The 16,715-nt window shown below is 41.2% G+C and carries 14 protein-coding genes and 3 pseudogenes; 7 read left to right on the top strand and 10 right to left on the bottom strand.

Going from position 1 to position 16,715, the window contains the following annotated elements; genetic code table 11:
• Positions 1–37 precede the first annotated feature (37 nt).
• Both UF75_RS18635 and UF75_RS28485 read right to left on the bottom strand, forming a co-directional pair.
• The gene (locus UF75_RS18635; protein WP_052693420.1) at positions 38–1,348 is read right to left on the bottom strand and encodes a PocR ligand-binding domain-containing protein; all 1,311 of its coding nucleotides are present in this window, start codon (positions 1,346–1,348) and stop codon (positions 38–40) included.
• Positions 1,349–1,602: 254 nt separating this feature from the next.
• Entirely contained in the window at positions 1,603–1,746 is a 144-nt protein-coding gene (locus UF75_RS28485) for an ATP-binding protein (RefSeq protein ID WP_156146507.1), read from the bottom strand.
• A 90-nt stretch (positions 1,747–1,836) separates the two neighbouring features.
• On the opposite strand from UF75_RS28485, the gene UF75_RS18630 reads away from it, so the two are divergent.
• Positions 1,837–3,489 (top strand): FAD-dependent oxidoreductase, encoded by a 1,653-nt coding sequence (locus UF75_RS18630; RefSeq protein ID WP_045576075.1) that lies wholly within the window; start codon positions 1,837–1,839, stop codon positions 3,487–3,489.
• A gap of 319 nt (positions 3,490–3,808) precedes the next feature.
• Here UF75_RS18630 and UF75_RS27455 read toward each other — a convergent pair.
• The 7 genes and pseudogenes from UF75_RS27455 to UF75_RS18605 all read right to left on the bottom strand — a co-directional run.
• Positions 3,809–4,015 (bottom strand): annotated as a pseudogene (locus tag UF75_RS27455) (cell wall-binding repeat-containing protein); the annotation flags it as partial.
• A gap of 391 nt (positions 4,016–4,406) precedes the next feature.
• Positions 4,407–5,087 carry an SOS response-associated peptidase gene (locus tag UF75_RS18625; RefSeq protein ID WP_242860327.1) on the bottom strand — a complete coding sequence of 227 codons (681 nt, stop codon included), beginning with the start codon at positions 5,085–5,087 and terminating at the stop codon, positions 4,407–4,409.
• Between the two features lie 263 nt (positions 5,088–5,350).
• Positions 5,351–5,710 (bottom strand): thioredoxin family protein, encoded by a 360-nt coding sequence (locus UF75_RS18620; protein ID WP_045576074.1) that lies wholly within the window; start codon positions 5,708–5,710, stop codon positions 5,351–5,353.
• An 80-nt stretch (positions 5,711–5,790) separates the two neighbouring features.
• Positions 5,791–6,075: pseudogene (locus UF75_RS18615) on the bottom strand (ArsC/Spx/MgsR family protein); the annotation flags it as partial.
• Between the two features lie 280 nt (positions 6,076–6,355).
• A pseudogene (locus UF75_RS18610) lies at positions 6,356–6,547 on the bottom strand (magnesium chelatase domain-containing protein); the annotation flags it as partial.
• A gap of 111 nt (positions 6,548–6,658) precedes the next feature.
• Positions 6,659–6,790, bottom strand: a complete 132-nt coding sequence (locus UF75_RS30810) for a hypothetical protein (protein ID WP_282433820.1) — start codon at positions 6,788–6,790, stop codon at positions 6,659–6,661.
• A gap of 178 nt (positions 6,791–6,968) precedes the next feature.
• The gene (locus tag UF75_RS18605; protein ID WP_045576071.1) at positions 6,969–7,391 is read right to left on the bottom strand and encodes a LysR family transcriptional regulator; all 423 of its coding nucleotides are present in this window, start codon (positions 7,389–7,391) and stop codon (positions 6,969–6,971) included.
• A 166-nt stretch (positions 7,392–7,557) separates the two neighbouring features.
• Here UF75_RS18605 and UF75_RS18600 point away from each other — a divergent pair, with 166 nt between their 5' ends.
• From UF75_RS18600 to UF75_RS18585, 4 genes are all read left to right on the top strand, one after another.
• Positions 7,558–8,664: a C4-dicarboxylate ABC transporter gene (locus UF75_RS18600; protein WP_197079457.1), complete on the top strand. Its 1,107-nt coding sequence runs from the start codon at positions 7,558–7,560 to the stop codon at positions 8,662–8,664.
• Between the two features lie 229 nt (positions 8,665–8,893).
• The gene (locus tag UF75_RS18595; protein ID WP_045576070.1) at positions 8,894–10,069 is read left to right on the top strand and encodes a cyclopropane-fatty-acyl-phospholipid synthase family protein; all 1,176 of its coding nucleotides are present in this window, start codon (positions 8,894–8,896) and stop codon (positions 10,067–10,069) included.
• A gap of 81 nt (positions 10,070–10,150) precedes the next feature.
• On the top strand, positions 10,151–11,971 hold the full coding sequence (locus UF75_RS18590) for an FAD-dependent oxidoreductase (protein WP_045576069.1): 1,821 nt from the start codon (positions 10,151–10,153) through the stop codon (positions 11,969–11,971).
• Positions 11,972–12,144: 173 nt separating this feature from the next.
• Positions 12,145–13,719, top strand: coding sequence for an ASKHA domain-containing protein (locus tag UF75_RS18585; protein ID WP_045576068.1), 1,575 nt, complete (start codon positions 12,145–12,147; stop codon positions 13,717–13,719).
• 94 nt (positions 13,720–13,813) lie between these two features.
• Here the strand turns inward: UF75_RS18585 and UF75_RS18580 are convergent, their stop codons facing one another.
• A complete protein-coding gene (locus tag UF75_RS18580; protein WP_045576067.1) occupies positions 13,814–14,707 on the bottom strand; it encodes a LysR family transcriptional regulator in 894 nt (297 codons plus the stop codon).
• 169 nt (positions 14,708–14,876) lie between these two features.
• Here UF75_RS18580 and UF75_RS18575 point away from each other — a divergent pair, with 169 nt between their 5' ends.
• Positions 14,877–15,989 (top strand): C4-dicarboxylate ABC transporter, encoded by a 1,113-nt coding sequence (locus UF75_RS18575; protein WP_197079456.1) that lies wholly within the window; start codon positions 14,877–14,879, stop codon positions 15,987–15,989.
• A 421-nt stretch (positions 15,990–16,410) separates the two neighbouring features.
• A partial coding sequence (locus UF75_RS18570; protein ID WP_045576066.1) for a Tat pathway signal protein occupies positions 16,411–16,715 on the top strand: 305 nt, incomplete at its 3' end.

Raw genomic sequence — 16,715 nt, 5'->3', positions numbered from 1 at the left:
CATAGCTGAAAGTTCTTATATGTATACCCATAAATTCTTACTGAGCATCATTGGCTTCGAGAATATTCCCTTCTTCATCGATGAACAGCATAGCATCATTGGCATTTTGAGCGAGCACTTCATACTTTTGAAGCCTTTCATTTAACAGTTTTCGCTCGGTGATGTCAATTCCGATTCCGGCAAAATAAAGTTTATCATCGATAATCACGGAACTGGCTGTAAAATACATTGGAATTTTACTGCCATCCTTTTTTTGTAAAATAGCTTCGGCATCTCCAAAGCCCTTCTGCTCGACGCTTTTAATTCCCTCTATGATGGCTTTTTGGCTTGTTTCATCTCCCTCGTACCAATCCAATAAGTTCATATCAGCAAGCTCTTCCGAAGTATATCCGGTCATATCCTCGTGTTTCTTATTCCATCTCACTAGCTTACTTTTTTCATCGTACAGATAAATCATCCCGGGAGCACTATTAAATAAGGCATCTGTAAATACTCTTTCTTTATTTAACTCGTTTTCTGCCCGTACTTTTTCAACAATCTCTTCTTCCAATATCGTATTTAAGTCCTGGAGTTGGTTTGTACGCTCAATTACCTTTGTTTCTAATTCTTTATTAAAGTTCATAATGACTTCTTCAGCTTTTTGACGTTTAGTGATTTCTTCTTCAAGCATGGCATTCGTCTCTTCAAGCATGGCATTTGTTTCTTCAAGCTCTGCGTTCATCTCTTCGAGCATGGCATTGCTTTCTTCTACCGATTGATTGATCTCTTCAAGTTGTTGAGTTCTTTGCCTTATCTTTATTTCAAGTTCGTTATTTAAACTTCTAATTTCTAATTCACAATGTTTCCTTGTCTTGACTTCCTGAACTAATGAAAGATTCTTTAAAGCATACTTCGAGATCTGTTGTACATTTAAGAAAAGAAAATTACAGATATTCTCAAATTGCTGCTCTGTCATACGTTTAACTTTAACTAATTCACTTTGATAGATATCCTGCCTTATTCCAATTTCATCTGCATACTGTACTAAATCCTTCAGTTCATAATGTTCATCGAGAACTTGTCCAATGAGCCAGTTAGCAATATGCTTACCCCCTACAATGATACTTGCTCCTCCGTCAAGTAGCCCACCACTCAGGCATCTTTGTATTTTAGGGCCCTCTTTGTTTGGGCTTCCGATCATGGAATCTGATATTTGACAATTTCTAAGACCTATTTCAGTCTTTCTTATTTCGTTACATAAATTGCAAAAACCACTTGGCTGAGTTATTGCTGTTCCATCGGGCTCTGTTATGATCGAAGCAACACCTGTAGCAGCAGAAAATGAATCCTGAAGTTTTTTGAATTTCATCCAAATCAAAGAGCTCAGAAAACCTATATTCCCTAATATCCGAATAATCCACAGTGATGAATTTTCTGCTCATCCTATTCGCCTTGCCTTTCCTTACACTTTAATAAAAAAGGATTAAATTTTATTAATAAGTTTATAATTTAATATTCATTTCAACATTTAATTCATTTTATCCTCTAATCCTATAAAGGATATTTACTTCATATTTCGCTAAAAACTTTATTTATTCGAGTATTTAATTATTACTTAAACTCTCACTTTGTCGAACCACGCCCTTCCCTGATCCCTGAAAAAAAGCCACACGGACAAGGATGCATACTCTCGATGACACTGACGTGGGCAGGATAAGTGATACTCTCTGATTGAGCATTGATTGCATAAAGGCTCGTATTCCTCATTGGTCGTTTTCAAATGCCAATAACCATGTTATTATTTTCATAAAGTTAGAAAACTCTGGTTAAATCTGTTAGATAAAGGAGACGTTTGTGATGGGCAAAAAGGTACTCATTGTCGGTGGAGTTGCTGGAGGAGCGAGCGCTGCAGCACGCTTGCGCCGTTTGGATGAAGAGATGGAAATCATTATTTTTGAACGTGGAGAACATATTTCGTACGCTAACTGCGGATTACCATATTATGTTAGCGGAGTCATCGTTGAGCGGGATGCACTTCTAGTACAAACTCCTGAAGGTATGCAAAAACGCTTTGGAATTGATGTACGAATCTATAGTGAGGTCACCCGTATCTTTCCTGAGGAAAAAGTGATCGAAGTTCAAGAAGCCAATGGCAAGCTCTATCGAGAATCCTATGACCAATTGATACTTTCTCCAGGAGCAGCTCCGCTTCGTCCGCCGATCCCCGGGATCGACGATATCCAAGCCCTTGTCGTGCGTAATGTTACAGATATTGATCTGATTAAACGATATATCGATGAGCAGCAACCACAAACAGCAGCAGTAGTAGGTGGCGGTTTTATTGGCTTGGAAATGGCTGAAAATCTCCAGGCAAAAGGTATAGATACAACGATTATAGAAATGAGTAATCAGGTCATGGCACCTCTGGATTTTGAAATGGCCGCAATTCTCCATGAGCACATTTTTAACAAAGGGGTTAACCTCATTTTGGAAGACGGGGTAAAATCCTTTGCTAAAAAAGAGAATACAACCGTCATTACGCTCCAAAGCGGCGAGCAAATTCAAACTGATTTAACGATTTTAGCCATTGGTGTAAAACCTGAGATTAAATTAGCGAAGGAAGCCGGACTAACGATCGGGGACTTGGGTGGAATAAAAGTTAATGAAAGACTACAAACGTCAGACCCTAATATTTTCGCTGTTGGCGATGTCATTGAAGTAAAACACTTTATAACTGGACAAGCGGCGCTCTTACCACTAGCTGGACCCGCCAATAAGCAAGGCCGTATTGTTGCCGACGTTATTGCTGGGAGGGATAGCCAATATAAGGGCACCCAGGGAACTTCTATCGCAAAAGTTTTTGATTTAGCGGCAGCGTCGACCGGCGCGAATGAAAAGTTGCTCAACAAATCAGGAATTCCTTATGAAGTATCCTTTACTCACTCCAGTTCCAATGCTGGGTATTACCCTGGATCAACAAGATTATCCATTAAACTAATCTTTGAACGAAGTGGAGGTCGAATCCTGGGTGCCCAAATAGTTGGATCCCAGGGTGTCGATAAACGAATCGATGACATCGCTGGAGTAATCCGTCGCCAAGGCACTGTGTATGATCTCCAGGAACTCGAGCTGGCCTATGCTCCACCCTTTTCATCAGCTAAAGATCCGGTTAACATGGCTGGCTACGTGGCTGAAAACATTATCAATGGAGATTTCCGTACGATTCATTGGCATGAACTAAGGAAAACTGATAAAAAAAATGTATGTATCGTCGATGTACGGACCGAAGAAGAACGAAAAGGTAAATTCATTCCTGGTTCGTTGCATATACCGATTGATGACCTTCGAAGCCGCTTATCGGAACTCCCCTCAAATAAGGATATCGTGGTTTACTGCGAAATCGGGTTACGTGGCTACTTAGCTTATAGAATTTTAACTCAACACGGATTTACCCAAGTTAAGAATTTAAGTGGAGGCTGGGTCACTTATTATCCAGCTGTCTTCGGATAAGGTTTCAACAATTTAGCAGAAAAGAATTCTTAGAGGCCAGTTTTGAGCCATTTCCGGGATACTTTTTAAGGTGGGCAATGTTTAAGTTAAGTTTATAAAAAACACTGAAATCAGATCTGATTTCAGTGTTTTTTAGTGCATACCTACTCTATCATTAACAAACTTTCAGCGGAACCTCAGCGTCATTTCAGACTCGTGTAAGGAACCACCCCTCACTCTATTTTATATCTGCAACCGTTTATCCAAAGCACGAAACAGGATTGCCTCAGCTAAATGCTCTGGAAGAATATCTACAGAACCCCCTAGGTCAGCGATCGTTTAATAAGATAGGAGCATTGTATTTTTTAGCTAATGGGGCAGAGGATAGGGCATCAGGGTAGTTTCCGCCGTAAGCTAAAATAGCGTAATCAGATTGTGTCCAGCCGGATTTAGCAATTTTTGAGGCTGTTTCGAAACGATCGAAACCTGCCAATCTAGTTATTGTTGGAGATGTGTTTGCAAACGTTAATGCAGGAAAGAAGTACACTTATTTGTAAAAAATTGTCGCACAATAAACTCCGCAGAGGGAAATTTCAAAAGATTTTATTTAGTCTCTAAATCCAGCGACAGTTTAAACTTGCCCTATTCCCCATCACATTGCGACAGTTTGGAATGTTTATTTGGATCGCTAAACTCCCAGATACAGAAGCATTCTATCTATCACACATTTAGTTATAATTATTCTACAAATTAAAGTAACACCTCGATCACAGTGTGAACGAGGGTGTTACTTCTATTACACGTGACTGGCTTAAATCAGGAGTAGCCTAAGTGCTTGTTAAAAACGGAACTTACATTGAGGTTGGCTTGACCAGTTTCGTAAGGAGTGGGTACCGTAAGGCTATCTTTGGCTTGAGCTAATCCAAGCTTAAACAAGACTAAAATAAGTTGTTTACTGGAACCATACATTCAGGTCCATCGTTGCGTGGAGAATTCACAAGTGGTGATACCTCGTAAGCAACCATCCCTTCCTCTGGAAAAGGCGTTAGCAAACCTTTGACTACACGGCTAGGGATAGTACCCGCATCCAGCCAAAGCGGCTCCATGTCCTGTGGCAATATCACAGGCATTCGGTTGTGTATTGGCTCCATCAACTTATTAGGCGTAGTCGTAATGATCACACATGAGTTTATAGTTTGGCCTGTAGGTGACAACCAGGAATCCCACAGACCAGCGAAAGCAAATGGTCTACCGTCTTGTAGCGTGATTCTATAGGGTTTCTTGATACGACCTTCTTTTTTCCACTCGTAGAAACCGTCTGCCAAGACCAGACAACGCTTTTGCTCAAAAGATTTACGAAAACACGGCTTTTCCTCCAAGGTCTCTGCTCGGGCATTGATCAATTTGTTCCCAATACTCTCGTCTTTAGCCCAATAGGGTATCAGTCCCCACTGAAACATTAGTAGGCGGTTGTTTCCATTTTTACAGATTACAACGGGTACTTGTTGAGATGGTGCGATGTTATAGCGTGGCCCAAACTCAAATTCAAGCTGGACTAGACCAAAACGTTTTATGATGTTTCCGTATCTTCCATAACACAGGCCTAGAATGACTGGCAAGACCTAGCCCCAAAAGTTTCAATGCGCCATCGAGTAGACTTAGTATTGAGAATACCACAGTACTGAATGATGATTGATTTATCTCTTGTCAACAACCAAGAGTTTAACGTATTCCTTCTACTACTCCCCATCTTCGGTAGAGATTTCCTTATGTTTGGTTTTTCAGGTGTAGTCTTTATTTGATTTATGGGGTCGTTTGCCAGTATTGAAGAGAGACCTTGTTCTTGGCTGCCATCATCCAGCGGATGCCTTCCATTCTTACTTTATTCTTGTTGTATAATCTCATCCTTGATGAGGAATAAGGTTCTCTCAACTTTCTGTAAATCAATAAATCGGCTTTCTCTAAGAATTTCTCGGCCTTCATACATCATAAGAATCGTCGGTACTGTAAAAACCAATAATTGCCCTGCGATTTCTACATGTTCATCAATATTTATTTTTACCAGCTTGATTGGATGATCATTGACTAGACTCATAAGTTTTGGGAAAATAGCATGGCAAACATTACAGTCTCGGGAGCTGAAATATAAAATAACCTGTTTCTCTTCCGCTATGAGCTGTTTGAGATGATCATACGTTTGAATAAGACTATCCGGTTTAATGCTCGTAATTGGTTCTTTCATTCTAAATCCATAGCCTTTCTTAATCTTCGTAAACTAATAAGGTCAATATTTCATTCATCATAAATTGAAGAAATTTTTTTTCATTTGTCCTTGAATCCAATAATCAGCTCGTTATTCCGCACAACCAAGGGTCTGATCATTGCTTTTGGATTGGTCGCAAGAAAACTTGCAACGGCCAATTCGTTTGACTCCTCAAGATCCTTGCCAAGCTCCTTGTAAGTTTTGCTCTTCTTGTTAAGTAGACCCTGCACGGCAATTCTCCCAAGTTTCGCTAATTCAAGCAACTCATCGACTGAGAGAGGGTTTTTCACAATGTTTCGGTACTCGAATTTAACCTTTTCTTGCAGAAGTCCCGCTTCTGCTTTACGACAAGTCGTTCACTGGGGAAAACAATAAAATGTGAGCAATCTTTCTCCTCCTAGTCCATCATGTTTATAAATTAGCAACTTTTTAGTAGTACACAGGCTTCAAATCATTTTCGGGATACAACCTGCCCTTGGGCAATATAAAGAGCCCCCGGGTCGCCATCATTATTCCATATATTCGACTTCGTCCATTCTAGAGCACCTTGTGCTTACCACCGCTTTCGGGCCACTCAAAACTTTCAATGTTCCTCCAGCGGGAATGAACGACTGAAGGTAAAATGCACTGCCCTGTCGCAGCAAGTATTCCTATCGCAATCGGCAGATCAAGACCTGATCCTTCTTTACGCAAATCCGCAGGAGCCAAATTAACCGTTACCCGTTGTAAGGGGAACTGGTACCCGGAGTTTCGTATCGCAGAGCGAACTCGATCCCGAGCCTCTCTTACAGCTATATTCGGAAGACCAACTATGTCAATTGTCAGAAGGTTTTCCATTTGTAAAATTGGATCTGAATCTAAACAATATAGGTCTTAACAAACATAATATTGGCTATTCATGATGGCTAAATTTCATACTTATATTTGTTAAAATATGGATAGCACTAAACCGCTGCGCGGTGGTTTCCATAGTTTTAAGATGTCGGGCGATATATCGTTTCCGTTCGCATAGTCCATACTAAGACCCCAGCCCCCTCCCATAATACCTAACCTATCCATTTTTTTCTCCTTTGCTAACGTTTCTTTGGAGCTTGCTTCTTGCCCCCCTTAGTCAGAAAGCTCTTTACGAACAGTCCAATTGGAAAGAACCGAAATGCCCAATCCGGCTTCAACCGCTCCTTTAATAATTTGAATACTCCCCAATTCAAGAACATGGGCAGGAGTAATGTCAAGATCTTCAAGGGCCTTTTCTGCTACTTCTCTGGTTCCCGATCCCTTTTCCCGTAAAATTGACCATAAATGTAATTTGTGGATATAATTTCTGAAATCGTCGAAGAACGTACGGCAAAATATATTCACCAAAAGTAAAACTAGCACTAATCACTATACTGCCACTGTCCCCGTAAAGCAATTCATCAAGCAAGCGTTTAGTCTCTTTATAGTGAGCCAGAATTTGCTTAGCCTGGTGAAAAGCAAGTTTACCTGCTTGCGTTAGGCTAACCGAACGTTTGCCCCGTTCTAATAAACTGACATTAAATTCACACTCTAAATTCTGAATATGCTGTGTAACTGCTGGTTGAGTAATATGCAGAACAGTGGCTGCCCGGGTAAAACTTTTTTCTTCTGCTACCGTTACAAACGTTAGGAGACGATGGTCCAAATTTATCACTTCTTTTAAAAATATGACTCCCTTAAATTTTTCAAATTTAAGGGCACACACAATAAATAAGATATACTTATTAATCAGATAATAACTAATGATTTCACTTATACTAAGTTAAGTCTTATGCTTTGGATAGTCAAAATAATTAAGAGGTGATTTAATCTTGGCATTTACATTTACAAAAAACTTTGGTACCAACTGGTTTACGACTGTTATGGGGATTGGGATTGTCTCGTTTTTAACTTATACCTTCCCTTTGGCCCTACCTTGGCAACATCAAATTGGCAGCATACTTTTTATTCTGCTTAATGTTGTTTTCCTTATTTCCATATTACTTTGGTTAATGCGCTGGATTTTGCATACTGATTGTGCGATTGATGATTTCCGTCATCCATCACGCGCCATATTTTATGGTGCTCTAGCTATGGCTTTCAATGTCGTCGGGAACGCTTACTTTCTTGTTGGAACCCATCTTTTGCCTTTCGATCAGGCCTTGGTCATCAGCAAATCTCTATGGTTAATTGGAGTTGCTGTTTCTTGTTTTTCTGTCATTACTATCCCATTTTTGTTATTTGTTAAACACGAGGTAAAACCAGAGGATGCTTTAGCCAGTTGGTTGATCCCCGTCGTTCCACCCATTGTTGCTGCAGCAAGTGGTGTAAATTTGCTGCCTTATGCCGGTTCTCTGCAAACACCCATGACTTTTTTCATTATTGCCCTGTTTGGAGTTACTTTCTTTTTATTTATTATGGTGAGCAGTCTGGTCTATTTCCGTCTTGTCTATCATAGCCGCTTAACTGGGCAAACAGTACCGAGTTTATGGGTAGAAATCGGCCCGATCGGTATGGCCATGTCGATCGTTTGTGGTTTAACCTTTCAGACTGGGAGTTTGGGCCAGTTAGCCCCTCTCCTACGCCCTACTGCACTGCTTTTTGCTGGATCTTTATGGGGAGTGGGCTGGTGGTGGATTATAATGTCTACCTTATATACCATGCTCCACTTACGCAAATCCGGCGAAGGAATCTCCTTCGATTTAGGTTGGTGGAGTTATGTGTTTCCGATTGGAAGCTTTACTAATGGAACTTATGCTTTAGAAAAACTTACTGGAAGCAATTTTTTTGCAGTTGCAAGTACCGTACAATTAAGTATTTTATGGATATGCTTTATCATTGTCATTTGGAATACCGCTTCAGGAATTGTAAATGGAAAACTTTTGAAAAACAGAATTCCACTTTCCGAGACACGCCATTTATCTTTAATAAACAAATGATTCCAGTGCATTAACGCTTTATCGTCTACGTTGGCTTACGCAAATTTTGCTTAACCTGCTCTCGCTGCAATATTGCTTTTGCTTTTTTGCAGCATAATCATAGGTTAGTAAAGCGTTTATACAAGAGTTTATACCCTTCTTCCGCCATCGGTGCCATTTAAAATTATGGCATCGATGCGATATTTAGTTTAGGTGATGGGAATGATTAAGAAGAAAGGTGGAAGGTTTAATGAATGTTGACAAACTATTTTATGAAAATCTTTTCGAGGGTCTATTTTCTGATCCCTGCCAGGTGGAATTCTGGGATGGAGATATCAACCAGTTTGGTGAAGGGGATACGAAGTTCCGAATCATTTTGCGTGAACCTATTCCCAAGTCAGAGATCATCGGGGATTCTTCCCTAGCTTTTGGCGAAGCGTATATGCAGGATAAACTTGAAATCGAAGGAAGTGTCCGGGATGTCATCGAATCTCTCTATAAGAACCAAGAAAGCTTTTTGCATCAAAACCCGTCCTATCTGAAGTTGGTGAAATTTATTTCCAATGGCGTTAGAAAAAGCAAAGAAAATGCTCAATATCATTATGACATTGGCAATGATTTTTACCGTTTATGGCTTGATGACACGTTAACCTATTCTTGTGCTTATTTTAAATCTCCAGAGGATAATTTACTTCAGGCTCAGAAAAATAAAGTAGATCATATTCTGCGCAAACTTAATCTTCAAAAAGAGCAGCGTTTGCTGGATATTGGCTGCGGTTGGGGCGAATTAATCCTTACTGCCGCTCAAAAATACCATGTTAAAGCCCTAGGAATCACGCATAGCCAGGAGCAGTATGAGCATGTTAGGAGCCGTATTGAGCATGAACATTTAAAGGATTGGGTTGATGTGCAACTGTTGGATTATCGTGAGATTAAAAACCAGGTCTTTGATCGGATCGTTAGCGTAGGAATGCTTGAGCATGTTGGAAAAGAACATTTGGGCGAATATTTTGCCACTGTCCAGAAATTACTGGTCGATGGCGGAATTTCTCTGCTTCACTCCATCACAGGACGAGACGAAAAGGGCACAAATTCTTGGATTAATAAGTACATTTTTCCTGGGGGCTATATTCCTATGGTCTCTGAACTGATTCGTCAGATGGAAAGTCACGATTTTTACTTACTTGATGTCGAAAGCCTGAGAAGTCATTATACCCGTACTTTAGAACATTGGGCCCAGAACTTTGAACAGGCCTTGCCTTTGATTCGCGAGAGCAAAGATGAATCCTTTATCCGTATGTGGCGCCTCTATCTTCAATCGTCTGCTGCCTCCTTTAACTGTGGGAACCTTGACCTACACCAGTTTTTATTCAGCAAAGGTCCCAATAACCACTTACCATGGACCCGCGATTATATCTATAACTAGACTCTATATGTTTGGCAAGTTTAAAATACAGAATTGGATAACAAGTTTTAGGTGCTAAAATTAAACTATGAGGTGATATAAATGCTATTTAACGAAGGAAAAATAGGAAATATCAATCTGAAAAACCGATTGGTTATGTTGCCTACGGTAACAAATCTTGCACAAGATGGATTTGTTACCAATAAAGAAATAGAATACTATAACAGGAGATCAAAGGATGTATCATTGGTCATAGTAGGAGCAAGTTACGTAAATATTATTGGCAAATTTTTTAAAAATCAACTTGGAATAGACAGCGATGAAAAGATTGACGGACTTAAAAGGTTATCAAATATAATCCATCAAAATGGGGCAAAAGCGGGAATACAGCTTGCCATGCATAATCCAAAGTTTAAGCCTGCAGATTTTTCAAGAGAAGAGGTACAGGGGTTTATAGAAGATTTTGCAAAGGCGGCAGTGAGGGCAAAAAAGGCCGGTTTTGACATGGTAGAGCTTCATTTTGCCCATGGATGGTTTGTGAATCAGTTTTTATCACCAGATGTAAACAAAAGGACAGATGAGTACGGCGGAAGTTTTGAAGAAAGGGCTAAGTTTGCCCTGGAGATACTGCGCAAAGTTAAGACTTATGTCCCTGATCTAGCGGTCATATGCAGGATCAATGCCGACGATTTTACAGGTGGAGGATTTAATATCGAAGAAAGTGTCGAATTTGCAAAAATGCTTGAAGCAAACGGTGCCAACGGGTTTGACCTTTCCGCGGGTGTGGGTTCCACGTCGGAATACCATATATCGCCGATGAGTGTAGAGGACATGCCTTTATTGAATCTTGTAAAGAGGATAAAAAACAATGTCGGCATACCCGTGATAGCGGCCAACAAGCTTGGGTTTGCAGAAAACTGGGAACAAATATTAAAGGATAATGCGGCCGACTTTATAGGAATAGCCAGGGGCCTTATTGGCGATCCTGATTGCATTGCAAAGCTTAAAAAGGGAAACAGCAATGACATAAGATATTGCATACACTGTAATCAGGCATGTATAGCATATATCTTAAAGGGGCTTCCCGTCTCCTGTATGATAAACCCGGAGGTGGGAAGAGAGCAAGAATTTGAAGTTAAAACAGATCATCCTTTAGACATCGCGGTGATAGGCGGTGGCCCTGCGGGTATGGCCGCGGCCGTGTATCTTGCGAAAAAAGGTCATAGAGTCGAGTTGTATGAAAAAAGTAATAAACTTGGTGGTCAGTTAAATATAGCAAAAATACCGCCGCATAAAGGAGAAATAGGCAGGGTTGTAGAGTATTTAGAGAGAGAACTAAGAAAAAATAATATCGCCGTACACTTGAACAGGAACGTAACAGTTAAAGAAATAAAAAATATGCCTTTTGACAAAGTTGTGATTGCAGCCGGTTCTGTTCCCAGGAAAATCAATAGGGATATGGACATAGTCTCCTATCAAGCCTTCGATGTTTTGTCCGGCGATTTGCCGGAGGGCACAGGTATTATTGTAATTGGCGGCGGCCTTACAGGCCTCGAAACCGCCGAATTGCTTGCGGAAAAAGGCAAAAATGTGACCGTGCTGGAGGCAAAAGATGAAGTAGGGGATGGAGTATTTCCGATGGTAAGGAAGCTCCTTTTAAACAGGCTCAAAAAACTGAATGTGAGCATCATTACGAAGGCCACAATAAACCATATATCAGATAAAAAATTATCATATAATGTGGATGAAATCGAAAAAGTAATAGAATTTGACGATATTGTTATAGCAATAGGGAATAAACCGGATAAGACCTTCAAAGAATTAGAAGGCAATGATAAGTACAGCTTTATAGGCGATTGCAATGTAATGGCAACGGCCGTCGAAGCCATAAGAGATGGAGCCGATCTTTCATTGAATCTATGACGATTCGTTACTCGAGATTGTTACAGAAAAGCAAAACAAAGGACACAAAGATATGATACTTACTATTTTCAGAAAATTCAAAGAAGTGTTAGGCATGGAAATTAACTTATTTATTTTTTAACATGCCTAAGTTAAATTCGGTTTGAAGAAATAAATCAAAAGAAGGTACAGCTATGTCAAACCATAAAGAGAAACCAGTTGTCTTAGCGGAGCAGGTTCAGACATTCCTCGCTAACCTGGAGCCCCTTACCCGGAAGGTCTTCTTGTCTCTTACCCCGCCTAGCCCCCTGGATAACCGGGCAGATGTCGATCAAGTGCGCCAAATGTTGGAGCGCCGCTACGATTCTGTCAGCGTACCCCTGTCACTTATGTCTAGGATACCCGGCCTATGCCGCAGCGCTGATTGGCAGATTACAGCTACCCTAGCGGACACCAACCAAGGATGGAAATTAATTGATCTAGAACCTGGCGATACCACCAAGGAACAATTCGGACTAGCCATTGACATTGGCACGACAACAGTGGTGGTATACCTTGTCGATCTGTGTGACGGTACGGTTCTTAGACATGCAGCCGACTATAACGATCAAATTACCTTGGGGGAGGATATTCTGAGCCGCATTCGGCATGCTGGAGAATTAGGTGGTTTAGTCCGCCTACAAAAAGCAGTTCTAGATACCCTAAATCGTTTGATTAGGCTCCTATTCCCGTTACCCATGAGGACAGGCAAGATTACTGCTGCAGCCATAGGGGCTAATACAACTATGATTCATCTCCTGTTGAGCCTGGACCCTGCATCAATTTGCCGCGCTCCTTATACTCCTGTCGTTAACAATCCAGGCTTGATTTTGGCAGGAGAAATAGGGCTTGAAATTCATCCGCTCGCCCCTGTCTACTGCTTACCTAGTATCGGAAGCTACCTTGGCGGAGACGTCATCGGCGGAATCCTAGTCAGCGGGATGCACAAACAACCAGAAATCTCTCTATTTGTCGACATCGGCACCAATGGAGAGATCGTGATGGGCAACGAAGATTGGCTTGTCGCTTGTGCCGGAGCTGCTGGACCGGCTCTAGAAGGAGGAGTCACAACCTTCGGTATGCGGGCGGAACCTGGAGCTGTGGATCATGTTTCCATAGATCCGGAAACGGGCCAGGTACAGTATACAACTGTGGCTGATATGCCTGCCCGCGGGATCTGCGGCTCTGGACTGGTTGACACTTTAGCAGAGCTTTTCCTTGATGGTATCATTGACAGAAATGCCCATTTCCAGAAGGGACGGGAGGCGTATGTAGTTGTCCCAGCGAAAGAGACCGCCTTGGGAGAAGACATTGTAGTTACGCAGATCGATATTAATAACTTCATGGCCACCAAAGGAGCAGTCAATGCGGCTACCGATCTGTTAATGGAAAATGTGGGCTGCGCCTGGCAGAAAATCAGTCATTTTTATGCTGCTGGAGCGTTTGGACAGTATTTGCCGATCGAGTCGGCAATTGCGATTGGTCTATATCCTGACCTTCCACGCTCAGCCATCGTGCGTTTGGGTAATAGCTCTGGTGAAGCAGCCCGCCAAGTGCTCCTATCTCGCACCAAGCGCCTGGAAGCAGAAGCCATCGCTGCAAAGGTTACGTATTTCGAGCTAAATGCCAATCCGTCTTTTATGGAGAAATTTAGTGGCAGCAAATTTCTTCCCCATACGGACCTTGACCGTTACCCCAGCGTCAAAAGACGCCTACAAACCCACACCTAACCTGTGAACATGTTGATTTTTTAATAACTTTTTTAGAAATCTTAAGCTTTTGCGAGTTAATTAGATTTTGATATGTCGAAAATTATTTAACCCATTATTTTAGCTGGAAACTCGAAATTTCGGTTAAGCAACTAGCAAATAATTGGATCGTTTTAGTTTGCCATTCTATTGGCAAATAAACATATGAAAACGACCTTGTCAATGATAAACTTTCTGGATTGACTAACTTTAAGGTGTTCAAAGAAAGCTCTTTACGAACAGTCCAATTAGAAAGAACCGAAATGCCCAATCCGGCTTCAACCGCTCCTTTAATAATTTGAATACTCCCCAATTCAAGAACATGGGCAGGAGTAATGTCAAGATCTTCAAGGGCCTTTTCTGCTACTTCTCTGGTTCCCGATCCCTTTTCCCGTAAAATCCATGTCTGCGTTGCCAGTTCCTCTACAGTAGGTACCTCTCCTGCATAAAAATCGTGATTTGAAGCAGCAATAAAGCTAACAGTATCTTGGGCAAAAGGAACCACCTTTAAATTTTCACTAGAAAATTCAGTTTCAATAATACCAATATCCGCCTCACGACTCTGCACTTGATGCATGACTTCATCACTATTTACGATATTGACCATAAAGGTAATTTGTGGATATAATTTCTGAAATCGTCGAAGAACGTACGGCAAAATATATTCACCAAAAGTAAAACTAGCACTAATCACTATACTGCCACTGTCCCCGTAAAGCAATTCATCAAGCAAGCGTTTAGTCTCTTTATAGTGAGCCAGAATTTGCTTAGCCTGGTGAAAAGCAAGTTTACCTGCTTGCGTTAGGCTAACCGAACGTTTGCCCCGTTCTAATAAACTGACATTAAATTCACACTCTAAATTCTGAATATGCTGTGTAACTGCTGGTTGAGTAATATGCAGAACAGTGGCTGCCCGGGTAAAACTTTTTTCTTCTGCTACCGTTACAAACGTTAGGAGACGATGGTCCAAATTTATCACCTTCTTTAAAAGACATGACTCCCTTAATTTTTACAGTATTTTGGGACACACACACTATTGATAAGATATCCTTATTTATCAGATAATAACTAATAATTTTACTTATACTATTTTAAGTCTTATGCTTTGGATAGTCAAATAATTAAGAGGTGATTTAATCTTGGCATTTACATTTACAAAAAACTTTGGTACCAACTGGTTTACGACTGTTATGGGGATTGGGATTGTCTCGTTTTTAACTTATACCTTCCCTTTGGCCCTACCTTGGCAACATCAAATTGGCAGCATACTTTTTATTCTGCTTAATGTTGTTTTCCTTATTTCCATATTACTTTGGTTAATGCGCTGGATTTTGCATACTGATTGTGCGATTGATGATTTCCGCCATCCATCACGCGCCATATTTTATGGTGCTCTAGCTATGGCTTTCAATGTCGTCGGGAACGCTTACTTTCTTGTTGGAACCCATCTTTTGCCTTTCGATCAGGCCTTGGTCATCAGCAAATCTCTATGGTTAATTGGAGTTGCTGTTTCTTGTTTTTCTGTCATTACCATCCCATTTTTGTTATTTGTTAAACACGAGGTAAAACCAGAGGATGCTTTAGCCAGTTGGTTGATCCCCGTCGTTCCACCCATTGTCGCCGCAGCAAGTGGTGTGAATTTACTGCCCTATGCTGGCTCACTACAAACACCCATGACCTTTTTCATTCTCGCCCTGTTTGGAGTTACTTTCTTTCTATTTATTATGGTGAGCGGTCTGGTCTATTTCCGTCTTGTCTATCATAGCCGCTTATCTGGGCAAACAGTACCGAGTTTATGGGTAGAAATCGGCCCGATCGGTATGGCCATGTCTACCGTTTGTGGTTTAACCTTTCAGACTGGGAGTTTGGGCCAGTTAGCCCCTCTCCTACGTCCTACTGCACTGCTTTTTGCTGGTTCTTTATGGGGTGTAGGCTGGTGGTGGATTATAATGTCTGCCTTGCATACCATGCTCCACTTGCACAAGTCCGGCGAAGGAATTTCCTTCGATTTAGGTTGGTGGAGTTATGTGTTTCCGATTGGAAGCTTTACTAGTGGAACTTATGCTTTAGAGAAACTTACTGGAAGCAATTTTTTTGCAGTTGCAAGTACCGTACAATTAAGTATTTTATGGATATGCTTTATCATTGTCATTTGGAATACCGCTTCAGGAATTGTAAATGGAAAACTTTTGAAAAACAGAATCCCACTTTCCGAGACACGCCATTTATCTTTAATAAATAAAGGATTATGAGACTTGAAGACATGTGGGCAGGACACCCCCTACAAGATCGTTGAAGCCATGCGAGCCTACCTGTCCACTCACCGCCCCCTGCATGCTGAATGGAGCGGAACGTTTACAGCCGTCTAAAACCTTCCCGTGCAGCACACCATGCCAAAATGTCACGTTATGCCTTTTTGTCACTCTCCCTAAGCATGACATTTTGGCACAAATCTCAGTACCGATTCCACCAAATATCGTCCAAAACCCCTATTTTTCGAGTTTTTCTATTTTTTTACTCGCTTTTTTTCCTTTTTTCATCATTGGCACCACTTTTGCAATATAACTTCTCGACACAGAAAGTTTCAATCCCACCTTTTCAAGCTTCGTCCTTTAATTTCATTCTTCTTTTAAATTAGGTGTAATCCGTTAACACGCAGAAAGGAGCAGCACAATGAACAGACGCGATTTCATTAAGTCAGTCGTGACCGTCGGAACCATTTCCGCGCTCGGCCTCGGTCTTGATTCAATCATTCCCGCCGCTCTGGCTGACGAGAAAATGACCAGCTCCACGCCCTATGACCATGACGCACTTCCCGTGGAGATGCGCATCGACCCGAAAACGGGCAAAGTGGAGTTGAACCCAGACATTATTTTACGTAACAGTGTTTGCTTAGGATGTTGGAGCAACTGCGGCAACCGCGTGAAAATCAACAAGAAGACCGGAAAAATCATGCGGGTTCTTGGTAATCCTTACCA

This window comes from Desulfosporosinus sp. I2, assembly GCF_000960765.1.
Classification (GTDB): Bacteria; Bacillota; Desulfitobacteriia; order Desulfitobacteriales; family Desulfitobacteriaceae; genus Desulfosporosinus.
Note: the sequence above shows the minus strand (reverse complement) of the source record. Positions and strands in the feature narration are given on the sequence as shown.

Excerpts from the sequence above, each read along its gene's own strand:
- UF75_RS18635 (WP_052693420.1), bottom strand. The coding sequence starts at position 1,348 with ATGAAATTCAAAAAACTTCAGGATTCATTTTCTGCTGCTACAGGTGTT.
- UF75_RS28485 (WP_156146507.1), bottom strand. The coding sequence starts at position 1,746 with ATGAGGAATACGAGCCTTTATGCAATCAATGCTCAATCAGAGAGTATC.
- UF75_RS18630 (WP_045576075.1), top strand. The coding sequence starts at position 1,837 with ATGGGCAAAAAGGTACTCATTGTCGGTGGAGTTGCTGGAGGAGCGAGC.
- UF75_RS18620 (WP_045576074.1), bottom strand. The coding sequence starts at position 5,710 with ATGAAAGAACCAATTACGAGCATTAAACCGGATAGTCTTATTCAAACG.
- UF75_RS30810 (WP_282433820.1), bottom strand. The coding sequence starts at position 6,790 with ATGGATAGGTTAGGTATTATGGGAGGGGGCTGGGGTCTTAGTATGGAC.
- UF75_RS18595 (WP_045576070.1), top strand. The coding sequence starts at position 8,894 with ATGAATGTTGACAAACTATTTTATGAAAATCTTTTCGAGGGTCTATTT.
- UF75_RS18590 (WP_045576069.1), top strand. The coding sequence starts at position 10,151 with ATGCTATTTAACGAAGGAAAAATAGGAAATATCAATCTGAAAAACCGA.
- UF75_RS18585 (WP_045576068.1), top strand. The coding sequence starts at position 12,145 with ATGTCAAACCATAAAGAGAAACCAGTTGTCTTAGCGGAGCAGGTTCAG.